8 protein-coding genes are annotated in these 13,434 nt (G+C 57.3%); all 8 read right to left on the bottom strand.

The genetic code is table 11. The features are described from left to right. Positions 1-219: 219 nt before the first annotated feature. The 8 genes from trhP to ABOC97_RS08660 all read right to left on the bottom strand — a co-directional run bounded on the left by trhP (position 220) and on the right by ABOC97_RS08660 (position 13,229). Entirely contained in the window at positions 220-1,581 is a 1,362-nt protein-coding gene (gene trhP / locus ABOC97_RS08695) for a prephenate-dependent tRNA uridine(34) hydroxylase TrhP (RefSeq protein WP_349596370.1), read from the bottom strand. Between the two features lie 154 nt (positions 1,582-1,735). Further along, the gene (locus ABOC97_RS08690) at positions 1,736-2,068 is read right to left on the bottom strand and encodes a YegP family protein (protein ID WP_349596368.1); all 333 of its coding nucleotides are present in this window, start codon (positions 2,066-2,068) and stop codon (positions 1,736-1,738) included. Between the two features lie 133 nt (positions 2,069-2,201). Then, a complete protein-coding gene (gene baeR, locus ABOC97_RS08685; protein WP_349596365.1) occupies positions 2,202-2,924 on the bottom strand; it encodes an envelope stress response regulator BaeR in 723 nt (240 codons plus the stop codon). Next, entirely contained in the window at positions 2,921-4,348 is a 1,428-nt protein-coding gene (baeS, locus tag ABOC97_RS08680) for an envelope stress sensor histidine kinase BaeS (protein WP_349596362.1), read from the bottom strand. Before baeS ends, baeR begins: the two co-directional genes overlap by 4 nt. Positions 4,349-4,351: 3 nt before the next feature. Further along, on the bottom strand, positions 4,352-5,764 hold the full coding sequence (gene mdtD, locus ABOC97_RS08675) for an MFS transporter (RefSeq protein WP_349596359.1): 1,413 nt from the start codon (positions 5,762-5,764) through the stop codon (positions 4,352-4,354). 2 nt (positions 5,765-5,766) lie between these two features. Beyond that, complete coding sequence (gene mdtC, locus ABOC97_RS08670; protein WP_349596356.1) at positions 5,767-8,844, bottom strand: multidrug efflux RND transporter permease subunit MdtC; 3,078 nt, start codon at positions 8,842-8,844, stop codon at positions 5,767-5,769. Further along, on the bottom strand, positions 8,845-11,967 hold the full coding sequence (locus ABOC97_RS08665; protein WP_349596353.1) for an MdtB/MuxB family multidrug efflux RND transporter permease subunit: 3,123 nt from the start codon (positions 11,965-11,967) through the stop codon (positions 8,845-8,847). Continuing rightward, positions 11,967-13,229, bottom strand: a complete 1,263-nt coding sequence (locus ABOC97_RS08660; RefSeq protein WP_349596351.1) for an MdtA/MuxA family multidrug efflux RND transporter periplasmic adaptor subunit — start codon at positions 13,227-13,229, stop codon at positions 11,967-11,969. Before ABOC97_RS08660 ends, ABOC97_RS08665 begins: the two co-directional genes overlap by 1 nt. Between the last annotated feature and the right edge of the window lie 205 nt (positions 13,230-13,434).

Genomic DNA, 13,434 nt, shown 5'->3' with positions numbered 1-13,434 from the left:
CAAAGAGTGTAACAAAGGACGGTCAGATGTGCTTGTCTGGGGAGCAGGCAAAAAATAAGCCCGTGTAAGGGAGATTACACAGGCTAAGGAGGTGGTTCTTGGGTACAGCTAGCATTTATGGATTATGTTTTTCAGCGGAGGGAATAGTATCGACTATTGATAATTCCGTCTGTGATCCATTTCTAAGAATCTTTGCTATTGAAAAACAATATATATGTACTAGCTGTTATGCGGATTTCGAGTGGATTCTCCTGTGAAATTGCGCATCAGCAGACCATACTCCAGTTCGATATCTTCCGGCACGGGAATCCATACGGTATGCCCATCACCCGGTGCGACCGGTTTCGCGACGCCTTTGGCATCTTCCATCTGCTCAAGGCTGAAGTTGACGTTGCCCTGCGGGGTCATCAGTTCCAGATTATCGCCAAGGGCAAATTTGTTTTTCACCGCCACTTCGGCCATCACGCCTTTGCGCTGGCCGGTAAATTCACCGACAAACTGCTGGCGCTCGGAGACTGAGAAACCGTATTCGTAGTTCTGATAATCGTCATGCGTGTGGCGACGCAGGAAACCTTCGGTGTAGCCACGATGGGCGAGGTTTTCCAGCGTTTCCAGTAGATTGGTATCGAATGGTTTACCGGCAGCGGCATCGTCAATCGCTTTACGGTAAACCTGCGCGGTGCGGGCACAGTAGTAATGCGATTTGGTGCGGCCTTCGATTTTCAGCGAGTGCACGCCCATTTGGGTCAGACGCTCGACGTGAGCCACGGCGCGCAGATCTTTTGAGTTCATGATGTAGGTGCCGTGTTCGTCTTCAAAGGCGGTCATGTACTCGCCCGGACGTTTGGCTTCTTCCAGCATAAACACCTGATCGGTCGGGGCGCCAACGCCGAGGGTTGGCTCCACGTTCTGTACCGGAATCGGTTCGTATTTGTGGACGATATTGCCGATATCGTCTTCTTTGCCTTCCTGGACGTTGTATTCCCAGCGGCAGGCGTTGGTGCAGGTACCCTGGTTCGGGTCACGCTTGTTGATGTAGCCGGACAGCAGGCAGCGGCCGGAGTAGGCCATACACAGCGCACCGTGGACGAAGATCTCAATCTCCATATCCGGCACCTGGCTGCGGATCTCTTCAATTTCTTCCAGCGACAGTTCGCGGGAGAGGATCACACGGGTCAGACCCATCTGCTTCCAGAATTTTACCGTCGCCCAGTTCACGGCGTTCGCCTGCACGGACAGGTGAATATCCATCTCGGGGAAGTTTTCACGCACCAGCATAATCAGCCCTGGATCGGACATAATCAGCGCATCCGGCCCCATATCCACCACCGGCTTCAGATCACGAATAAAGGTTTTCAGCTTGGCGTTATGCGGTGCGATGTTGACCACCACATAGAATTTCTTGCCCAGTTCGTGGGCTTCGTTGATGCCGAGCTGCAGATTTTCGTGATTGAATTCGTTGTTACGCACGCGCAGCGAGTAGCGCGGTTGGCCAGCATAAACTGCATCGGCACCGTAAGCGAAAGCGTAACGCATATTTTTCAGCGTTCCCGCTGGGGAGAGGAGTTCCGGTTTAAACATGATTTTCTCGTTCTGATGACAGGTCAGATTCGCCACACCTGATGCGGCGAGTTGGGGAGTGTCCCCACTTTAAGGGCGGGCATTGTAGCGCTGCGCAGGGGTGAGGTAAAGCGCCGGGTGGCGGTCAGAGGCCACCCGGCGGAGAATCTACCTATCAGGTGTTATCTTTTACGGTCTCGCTGGCACCGTTGGTTTTCACCGAGGCAATGCCTTTATCGCGCGAAGCTTCGCTGGCGTACAGCTGGCTGCTGCCAATCACCTGGTGATTACCGGCTTTCAGGTTAAAGTGGAATTTACCGTTGGTCGCCGTTTTTTTCTCATAGCGCTCGTCCAGCGGACTGTTGGTTCGCACGGAGGCGATGCCGTTTTCCGCCGCTGCTTTGGTGGTGTAAAGCTCGCTGGTGAGGATAATTTCTCCGTTGCCCGCTTTTAGTACAAAACGAAACTGATCGTTGCTGCTTTTGCTTAACTCAAACCAACCCGCCATGGTGACTCCTTGATGAAATTGAAGTGGTTAAAGGTATTGGCTGACTGTATGAGTATGGGAGAAATTTGTGGAGATGCTAATAATACGGCAGGAGAGAAAGCAGGGCGGCCAGCAAGCCGCTCTGCAAGTGTGATTACGCCATCCGGCAGGCGTCGGCCTCCCAGCGGTAGCCCACGCCGTATACCGCGCGGATAAACGACTGCTCGGCGTCGAGAGACTCCAGCTTGCGGCGCAGGTTTTTAATGTGGCTATCGATGGTGCGGTCGGTGACCACGCGATAGTCGTCATACAGATGATTGAGCAACTGTTCGCGGGAGAACACCTTTCCTGGTTCCTGCGATAAGGTTTTCAGCAGGCGAAACTCAGCCGGAGTCAGATCCAACAGGCGGTCGCGCCACGAGGCCTGAAAACGGTTTTCGTCGACGATAAGCGGGCTTTGCTCGTCCAGCGCCTGCAGCTCCTGGCGCGGCTTACAGCGGCGCAAAATGGTTTTTACGCGCGCCACCACTTCGCGCGGGCTATACGGCTTACAGATATAGTCGTCAGCGCCAATTTCCAGCCCCAGCAGGCGGTCAATCTCTTCAATTTTGGCCGTCACCATCACGATAGGAACGTCGGAGAAGCGGCGGATCTCCCGGCACAGCGTCAGGCCGTCGGTGCCCGGCAGCATCAGATCCAGCAGGATCAGATTCGGCGGTGACTGATGAACGTACGGTAGCACTTTGTCGCCGTGGCTAATTAACGTCGGTGCATAGTGCGCGGCCAGCAAATAGTCGATGAGCAACTGCCCCAGCTTCGGTTCGTCTTCGACAATTAAAATGCGCGGGGTATTCTCATCAATCGGTAACTCGGTCATATTTCTCTCGGTATTGCGCGTTCCAGCGGTAATTCTACTTTAATGCTAACCCCGCCAAAAGGCGAATGCTCGACCCCAAGGCGGCCGCCGTGGGCGGTGACGATATTGGCACAAATTGCCAATCCAAGGCCGGATCCGCCGCTGGCGCGGTTGCGGGATCCTTCGGTGCGGTAAAAACGCTCGCACAGTTTGGTTAATTGTTCATCGGTAACGCCAGGGCCGCTATCGGCAAACTCCATCACGATGTGCTGGGAGTCTAGCGTGGTGCGAATCAGCACCTGGCCGCCGCTGTCGGTATAGCGCAGGCTGTTCTCCAGCAGGTTGTTGAATAGCTGCATCAGGCGGTCCGGATCGCCGAAGACCGTGGCGCTCTCCGCCAGTGTCAGATTCAGCGTCAACCCCCGGCTGGCAAGGCGTTCGCGGAAGGCATCGGCGGCAATTTCCAGCAGCGAAATAATATCCACCGGTGATTTCTGGTAGGCAAGCGCCCCTTCATCGGACATGGACAGCTGATGCAAATCGTTGACCAGCTTGGTGAGCGTGGCAACTTCCGCCTGCAACGAGGTCACCGATTCCGGGGTAAATTTGCGGACACCGTCCTGAATGGCTTCCAGTTCCCCACGCAGCACCGCCAGCGGAGTACGCAGCTCGTGGGAAATGTCGGCCATTAAATCGCGGCGCATCTGCTGGTTTTTCTCCAGCGTGCTGGCAAGCTGGTTAAAATCCTGCGCCAGTTTGCCCAGCTCATCGCCGCTGGTGACGGGGACGCGGGTCGAGAAATCGCCCGCCGCCAGTTTATGGGTGCCTTCGACCAACCGTCTGACCGGGGCGATAAGTCCGCGTGCCAGCGGGAAGGTGGCAAGGGCCGCGAGCAGCGTGGCCAGCGCGACAATAAGCCAACTGGTGCGGCGCTGCTGTTTATCGAAATTAATATCGGTATTGCGGGTCAGTCGCTCGACCGGCGAGGCAACCACCGCGCCGACCTCCATGCCGTTAACAATAATACCGCGACGGTTGCCATCATGCGGCACCGCTTCGCGTGGGCCAACCAGCACGCGGGCGTTTTGATCGACTACCCAAAACTGAGTTCGCCAGCCGTGCGGCGGCATGCCTGGACCAGGAGGCCCCGGTGGGCCGGGCGGCTGCTTATCTTCATTATTGTCATGCTCAAACGATCGCAGGATCTGGAAGATAAAGCGGTCGTTATTGCGCAAAAAACGCCAGTTCCCATGTTGCTCATACTGTTCCGCCAGCGCGTCGCTTAGTAGCTGTAGCCGCTGTTCGTTCCCGCGCTTAATGTAGTCAATAAAGCCGCGCTCAAAGCTGATGCGCACCGCCCAATGCATGCTGATCAGCAGTACAATGCAGGTGGCTAGAATGGCGATAAACAGTTTGCCGGAGATCCCCGGGCGCCATAATTTCACGATTTACTCCTTCAATTTGCGTCGGGCGATAACCACGTTCTTGCTGGTGTCATCCGGCACTCGTGCGAACACGAGGGCTGGAAGCGCAATAATCACGGCCATACATAAATAGGTATACATAAACACGTGGTGCGTGGCGTCGCTGCCAATCGCGATATGCTGCTGGCCAAACATCCCCAGCAGGATCCCGGCGATAGTGACGCCGATACTCATCGACAGTTGCATAATCATCGACAGCAGACTGTTGCCGCTGCTGGCCTGTTCGTCCGGCAGATCTTTTAGGGTGAGCGTGTTCATCGATGAGAAGCGGCTGGAGTTGACCATCCCTTGAATAAACAGCACCACCGGTAGCGCGTAGTACCAGCCGGCCAGCGCGGTGAACATAAAGATAAGGCTGATTAGGGCAAGGCCGACGGTGCTGAACACCAGCACGTGGCGATAGCCAAAGCGGTTAACCACCTGCACCACGATGCGCTTCATACCCATGCTGCCCAGCACCATCGGGATCATCATTAACCCCGCGTGAAACGGCGTGAAGCCGAGACCAATCTGCATAAACACCGGCGTCATAAACGGCAGCATACCGCTACCGATACGCCCGGCGAAACTCCCGGCCAGCCCCAGCGAGAAGGTTGGCGTATTGAACAGCTTGAGGCTAAACAGCGCACCGTCGTTGCCGTAGGCGTGCCACAGATACATCAGGATAGAGACGACGCCGATAGCCACCAGCGCGCCCATCATTAATGGTGAAATGCCTAAGCCTTTTTGCCCGTCGAGGGCCAGCGTCAGCGTCGCCATACCCAGAGCCAGCACGATAAACCCTGAAATATCAAAGCGCCTGGTTTGTACCGTGTAGTTGGGCATCAGTACCAACGTGGCGATACAGCCGATGATACCGACGGGAATGTTAATCAGGAAGATCCAGTGCCACGAGGCATATTCAACCAGAATCCCGCCCAGCGCTGGGCCAAGCAGCGGGCCAATCTGGCCGGGCAGGGTGACGAAGGTCATCGCCGCCATGTATTGTTCGCGAGGCACAATTTTCATCACCGTCAGCCTGCCGACGGGCACCATCATCGCCCCGCCAATCCCCTGTAATACGCGCGCCATCACCAGCTCGTTAAGCGTGCTGGAAAGTGAGCAGAACAGCGAACCGAGGGTAAACAGGATAATGGCGATGAAAAAGATATTGCGCACCCCGACCCGGTCAGCCAGCCAGCCGCTGGCGGGCAGCATCACGGCAACGGTCAGCACATAGGAGACCACTACCATATGCATGTGCAGCGGGCTCTCCCCCAGGCTTAGCGCCATGGAGGGGAGGGCGGTGTTGACGATGGTGGTGTCCAGCGATTGCATGAAAAAGCCGAACGCTACTATCCACAATTGCCAGCGAACGTTGGCGGGAAGTTCAGTCATGGTTATTCCGTTACCGATTGTCGTGGTTGACGCGAAAAACGCAGACGTAGACTATCGAAGAACAGATACACCACCGGGGTGGTGTAAAGGGTCAGCAATTGGCTCATCGCCAGCCCCCCGACAATGGTAATCCCCAGCGGTTGACGCAGTTCTGAACCATCGCCGCCGGAGATAACCAGCGGCAGTGCGCCAAACAGCGCCGCCAGCGTGGTCATCATAATCGGGCGAAAACGCAGCAAGCAGGCCTGGAAAATAGCCTCTTCCGGCGGCAGGTTGCCGTTACGCTGCGCTTCCAGGGCGAAGTCGACCATCATGATGGCGTTTTTCTTCACAATGCCAATTAATAGCATGATCCCAATGAGGGCGATTAGGCTAAACGGGGCACCGAATAGCTCTAGCGCCAGCAGCGCGCCAACGCCTGCGGACGGCAGGGTGGAGAGAATGGTCAGCGGGTGGACGTAGCTCTCGTACAAAATACCCAGCACGATATAGACCGTGGCGATAGCGGCAATAATCAGAATGACCTGCGAGTTCATCGTATCCTGGAACACCTGAGCCGTCCCGGCGAACGAGCCGCGCACCGTCGGCGGCACGCCAAGCTGGGTCATGGTGCGGGTGATAGCGTCGCTGGCCTCCGAGAGCGATTTGCCGGTTGGCAGGTTAAAGGAGACCGTGGACGCAGCCGATAGCCCCTGATGGTTCACCGACAGCGGCGCGTTGGCCGGCTGCCATTTGGCGAAATAAGACAGCGGAATAGATTTGCCGTCGTTATTAATCACGAACATTTTGTCCAGCGCGCTGACGTCCTGGGTATAAACAGGATCAACCTGCATCACCACTTTGTATTGGTTCAGCGGCTGGTAGATGGTGGAAATCTGCCGTTGACCAAAGGCGTTGTTGAGCAGGCTGTTGGCCTCTTCGACGCTGATGCCCAGACGCGACATGGTTTCCCGGTCGTACACCAGATCCATCTCGGCGCCGTTGTCCTGCTGATCCGAGTTAACGTCTGCCAGTTCTGGTAGCGCAGCCAGCGCTTTGCGGATTTTCGGCTCCCATTCGCGCAGGGCGCTTAAATCATCGGAAAGCAGGGTGTACTGATAGCTGGCGTTGGACTGACGGCCGCCAACGCGGATATCCTGGACCGCCATTAAGAACAGGTTGGCACCGGGTTCTTTGGCGAGCTTCTTACGCAGCCTGTCGATGATCTGCTGCGCCGTCTCGTGGCGCTGGTCGCGAGATTTCAAGGTAATGAACATCATCCCGCTGTTGACGCGCGAGCCGCCGGTAAAACCGGTGACGTTATCGACCGCCGGATCTTCACGAATAATCTTCATAAAGTCCTGCAATTTGCCGCGCATCGCCTGGAACGAAATGCTCTGGTCGGCCTGAATTCCTCCCATCAGCACCCCGGTGTCCTGCTCCGGGAAGAAGGTTTTCGGAATCGAAATATAGAGCCAGATGTTGAGCGCGATGGTAGCCAGGAATACCACGCCGACCAGCCTTGCGTGGTTGAGCACCCAGCGCAACGATTTGCCGTAACCCTGCTGCATGGCGACCAGCAAACGCCCCAGACCTCTATTGCGGGTGGGCGTATGCGGACGGCTGGATTTCAGCATCCAGCCGCACATCATCGGCGTCAACGTCAGCGATACCGCCAGCGAAATGCCTATCGCCACCGACAGCGTGACGGCGAATTCCCGCAGCAGCCTGCCGGGCAGGCCGCCCATCAGCAGCAGCGGCAGGAATACCGCCACCAGTGATACGCTCATCGACAGAACGGTAAAGCCAACCTCACGGCTACCCTGTAGCGCCGCCTGTAGCGGCTTCATGCCGGCTTCCAGATGGCGTGAGATATTTTCCAGCACCACGATGGCGTCATCGACCACAAAGCCGGTGGCGATGGTCAACGCCATCAGCGACAGGTTGTTGAGGCTAAATCCGCACAGGTACATGGCGGCAAAGGTGCCGATTAACGACACCGGAACCGCCACCGCCGGGATCAGCGTTGCACGGCCCGAACGCAGGAACAGGAACACCACCAGGATAACTAGCGCCACCGAAATGACCAGCGTCTGCTCCACTTCTTCCAGCGATGCGCGAATGGTCGGTGAGCGGTCCTGGGCAATTTGCAGGTCGATAGCGGCGGGAATGGTTTGCTGTAGCGCTGGTAATTCGGCGCGAATGCTGTCTACGGTCTGAATAATGTTGGCTTCCGGCAGCTTGCGGATCATCAGCAAAATCGCCGGTTTGGCGTTGGTCATCCCGGCATTACGTACATCCTGCACCGAGTCGGTGATGTTCGCCACGTCGCTAAGACGCACCGCCGCGCCGTTGTTGTAGTGAATAATTAGCGGCTTATATTCCGCTGCTTTTTTCAGTTCATCATTGGTCTGTACCTGCCAGCGGTGTGCGGGATCTTCAATCGCCCCCTGCGGTTTACGTACGTTGGCGTTGCTGATAGCGCTACGCACCGCGTCAAGCGACACGCCCTGGTTAAACAGCGCCTGCGGATTGAGATCGACACGCACGGCGGGGAGGGAGCTGCCGCCCACGTCCACGTCGCCGACGCCGTCAATTTGCGCGATGTTCTGCGCCAACTGGGTAGAGGCAAAATCGTACAGCTCGCCCTGGGAGTAGGTATCCGAGGTGAGCGTCAGGATCATGATTGGCGCATCCGACGGGTTGGCCTTACGGTAGGTCGGACGGCTCGGCATACCGCTCGGCAGCAGGTTCTGCGCGGCATTGATCGCCGCCTGTACATCGCGCGCCGCGCCGTTGATATCACGGTTGAAGTTAAATTCGAGAATGATACGCGTACTGCCCAGCGAACTGCTGGAGGTCATTTCGTTGACCCCAGCAATGCGCCCCAGCGAACGTTCAAGCGGGGTGGCAACCGACGATGCCATGGTCTCCGGCGATGCCCCCGGCAGAGACGCGCTGACCATGATAACCGGGAAGTCTACCTGTGGCAGCGGGGCCACCGGCAGCAGCCGAAAGCCCAGAATGCCGCACAGGGTGATGGCGAGCGAAATCAGGATCGTCGCCACCGGACGGTAGATGAAGAGCGCAAAAAATTTCACTTACGCTTCCTCTTCACGGCGCGGGAACCGGCTTTTCAGATACAGTGACAGGCGGTCGAACAGCAGATAGATAACCGGCGTGGTGAACAACGTCAGCACCTGGCTAACCAACAGACCGCCGACCATGCCGATCCCCAGCGGACGCCGTAACTCTGCGCCAACCCCGGTGCTTAACATCAGCGGCAGCGCGCCAAGTAGCGCTGCCAGCGTGGTCATCAGAATCGGGCGAAAACGCAGCAGACAGGCCTGATAAATCGCCTCGCGCGGTTCCATGCCCTGTTCGCGCTCGGCCGCCAGCGCAAAGTCGATCATCATGATCGCGTTCTTCTTGACGATACCGATAAGCAAGATGATGCCGATGATGGCAATCACGTCCAGCTCGCTGCCCGAAATCATCAGCGCCAGCAGCGCGCCGACGCCCGCGGTTGGCAGCGTCGACAGGATGGTTATCGGGTGAATAAAGCTTTCATAGAGCACGCCGAGCACGATATACATCGCCACAACGGCCGCCACCACCAACCAGATGGTACTGCTCAGCGCCGACTGGAAGGCGAGGGTGCTGCCCTGGAATTCGGTGCGAATATCCGTCGGGAAGTTCAGCGATTTTTCGGCATCCTGGATCGATTGCACCGCATCGCCCAGCGAATAGCCATTCGGCACGTTGAACGAAATGGTCGTCACCGGGAACTGGTCGAGATGGTTAATCGACAGCGGCGCAAAACGCTGCTCGATTTTGGCAATCGCGGTGAGCGGGACGATACCACCGTCGCTGCTGGTCAGGCGGATGTTATCCAGTGCCGCCAGGCCAGGTGTGGCCTGAGTATCGTGCTCCAGCACCACGCGATACTGGTTAGCCTGGGTGTAGATGGTGGAAATCAAACGCTGGCCGAAGGCGTTATACAGTGCATTATCGACGTCGGCCATGGAGATACCGAGGCGGCTGGCGCTGTCGCGGTCAACGTTCACAAAGGCGACCAACCCCTGATCCTGCCAGTCGCTGCTGACGTCGGAAAGCTGCGGCTGCGCCTGTAGCTGGGTCATCAGCTGCGGCACCCATTGGCTGAGCGCATCCAGCGAGTTGGCCTGCAGTGTAAACTGATACTGCGTACGGCTAACGGTGGTATCGATGGTTAAATCCTGCGTCGGCTGCAGATACAGCTCGACGCCTGGAATACGTGCCACCGTTTGTTGCAGACGGTTAATGACGGTCTGTACGCGGTCATCACGGTCGCTTAGCGGCTTAAGGTTGATTTGCAGGCGCGCGCTGTTTAGCGCCGGGTTGGTGCCGTCCACGCCGACAAACGAGGTTAGGCTCTCCACCGCCGGATCTTTCAAAATCGCATCGGCCACCGTCTGCTGGCGCTGCGCCATGCTGGTGAACGAAACCGACTGCGGCGCCTGAAGTGTGCCCTGGATAATGCCGTTATCCTGAATCGGGAAGAAGCCTTTCGGAATGGTGACCCACAGAATAACCGACAGCGCCAGTGTCCCCAGCGCCACGCTCAACGTCAGCCATGGATGATTTAATACGCGGGCCAGCCAATGGCCGTAAACGGCAATTACTCGCTCGAAGAAACGCTCGCTGGCGCGGGAGAAGCGGTTTTGTTTGCGCAGTGATTCATGGCTCAGCATGCGCGCGCACATCATCGGCGTCAGGGTAAGCGAAACAATGGCCGAGATAAGAATAGCCACCGCAAGGGTGATAGCAAATTCGCGGAACAGGCGGCCGATAATATCGCCCATAAACAGCAGCGGGATCAGCACCGCAATCAGCGACAGGGTCAGGGAGATGATGGTAAAGCCAATCTCACCCGCGCCTTTCAGCGCCGCCGCCATCGGTTTCTCGCCTTTTTCGATGTAGCGCGAAATGTTCTCGATAACCACAATGGCGTCATCGACGACAAACCCGGTGGCAATGGTGAGCGCCATCAGCGTCAGGTTGTTGATGGAAAAGTCGAGGAATACCATCACCGCGAAGGTGCCGACCAGCGACAACGGCACGGCAACGCCGGGAATAATGGTCGCCGGTACGTTGCGCAGGAATAGATAGATGATCATCACCACCAGCGCAATCGCTAGCATCAGCTCAAACTGGGTGTCGGAGACCGAGGCGCGAATGTTGGTGGTACGGTCAGAAAGCACTTCAACTTTGACGGATTTCGGCAGGCTCTCGGTCAGCTGCGGCAGCATTTGATGAATACTGTCGGCGGTCGAAATGATGTTGGCGCCGGGCTGGCGCTGCACGTTCATCACGATAGCCTGTTTTTTGTTGGCCCATGCGCCAAGCCAGGTGTTCTCGGCTCCTTGCTCAATGGTTGCCACATCGCCTAAGCGAATTGGTGCGCCATTTTTGTAGGCGATAATCAGCTGGCGATATTCCTGCGCCGACTGCATCTGATCGTTGGCGGAGAGCGTGACCGCGCGCGTTGGGCCATCGAGGCTACCTTTGGCCGAGTTAACGTTGGCGCTGGTGATGGCGGTGCGAATGTTTTCACTGGTCAGCCCCAGCGCGGCAATCGCCTGGGCGTTAAGCTTCACGCGCACTGCGGGGCGCTGGCCGCCGGCCAGCGTTACCAGACCGACGCCGGAGACCTGGGATATTTTCTGCGCCACGCGCGTTTCCACCATATCTTCCACTTCGGTCATCGGCGTGGCGGTGGAGGTGACGGCAAGGGTCATAATCGGCGGATCCGCTGGGTTCACTTTACTGTAGACCGGTGGGTTCGGCAGATCGCTTGGCAGCAGATTAGTGGCGGCGTTAATCGCCGCCTGCACTTCCTGCTCGGCGACGTCCAACGGCAGGGTGAGCTGGAATTGCAGCGTCACCACCGAGGCCCCGCCGGAGCTTTGCGACGACATCTGTTTTAAGCCGGACATCTGACCAAACTGGCGCTCCAGCGGCGCGGTGACGGCGGAGGTCATCACATCCGGGCTCGCTCCCGGATAGAGCGTCACCACCTGAATGGTCGGATAGTCCACCTCGGGAAGCGCGGAGACGGGCAGAAAACGGTAGCCTATGATCCCGGCCAGCAAAATCGCCACCATCAACAGCGTGGTGGCGACAGGACGCATAATAAACAGGCGGGATGGGCCGCCTGTGTTGCTCGGCGGTAAAACTTGCATCAGCCGCGCGCTCCTTTATGACCAGCGGAATGGCCTTCAGCCGCCGCCGGTTTTTCCGTGCTGGCAGCGGTCGCATCGTGTGCGGTGACGACTTCGACCTTCGCGCCTTCGGTCAAGCGATCGATACCATCGGTGACGACCCGGTCGCCTGCGGAGAGCCCAGCGTCGATAACCACTTTCAGGCTATCCTGGATTCCCGGTACCACGGTGTGTTTGCTGACTTTGTTCTCGCTATTGAGCACCCACACGAAGTGGCCGTCATTGCCCATCTGCAGCGCGGCGGTTGGGATCACCACGGCGTTTTGTTGAGTATCAACCAGCATACGGGCGTTGACGAACTGGTTAGGGAACAGCGCATCGTCCTGATTGTTAAAGCGGGCTTTGAGCTTGATGGTGCCGGTGGTGACGTCAATTTGGTTATCAAGACTCAGGAGCGTGCCGTCGCTCAGTTTTTTCTTGTTGGTACGGTCCCAGGCTTCAACCGCCAGCGTTGTTCCTGCCTTTTGCGCGGCGACGACGGTGGCGATGTCATTTTCTGGCAGCGTAAAGACGAGGTCTATCGGATGCGTTTGGGTCAGCACCACAATCCCGGTGGTGTCGCCGCTGGAAATTTGGTTGCCAATATCGACCTGTTTTAAACCCACGCGGCCATCGATAGGCGCGGTAATCCGGCTCCAGTTGAGCTGGAGCTGCGCGCTGGCGACCGACGCCTCATCGGCTTTAATGGTGCCTTCGGTTTCGCTGACCAGCGACTGCTGGGTGTCGAGTTCCTGGCGAGAAACAAGATTGGTTTTCACCAATTGCTGATAGCGCGCCAGATCGCGGCGGGCGTTAGCGAGGGTGGCTTTATCTTTCGCCAGCTGTCCCTGGGCCTGGGCCAGCGCGACTTTGAATTGACTCGGATCGATTTCTGCCAGCAAATCGCCGGCTTTAACCTGTTGCCCTTCCTGGAAATGAATGGCCATCAACTGGCCGTCCACGCGGCTTCTGACGGTGACCGTATTGGCGGCGGTAATCGTGCCTAACCCGCTGAGATAGCGTGGCACGGCTTCACTGGTGGCGGTGGCTGCCTGCACCGGTGCTAACGTGGCGCCGAAACGACCACCATGACGCCCGCCGCCCGCAGGTGCACCAGCGGGTTTTGCGGCACCTGAGTCCGAAGTATTTGAATTACTGCTGAAATGCCAGATGCCTACCGCCCCCGCGATAACCACCAGCAAGGCCAGCGCAATTCGCCAGCGTGTGTTATGACTGCCTTTCATTGTTATACGTGTCTCTTCCTGAATCATTCCACGAAATGATACTAGTTTAGTTACGGAACGCTCAGAAAAAATGGAGGAAATATGAAAGACGGCGAGAATCGTCCGAAACGGGAGCGGCTTTACGAGTAGGCTCGCAAGGCGAGGGGATGAAACGGCGCAAAACGACCGTTGGTGGTACCGTCAGCGGCGTTTAGCGTGGTGCTAT

The sequence above is a fragment of the Kluyvera huaxiensis genome (assembly GCF_040149365.1).
In the GTDB taxonomy this organism is placed as follows: Bacteria; Pseudomonadota; Gammaproteobacteria; order Enterobacterales; family Enterobacteriaceae; genus Kluyvera; species Kluyvera intermedia_A.
Note: the sequence above shows the minus strand (reverse complement) of the source record. Positions and strands in the feature narration are given on the sequence as shown.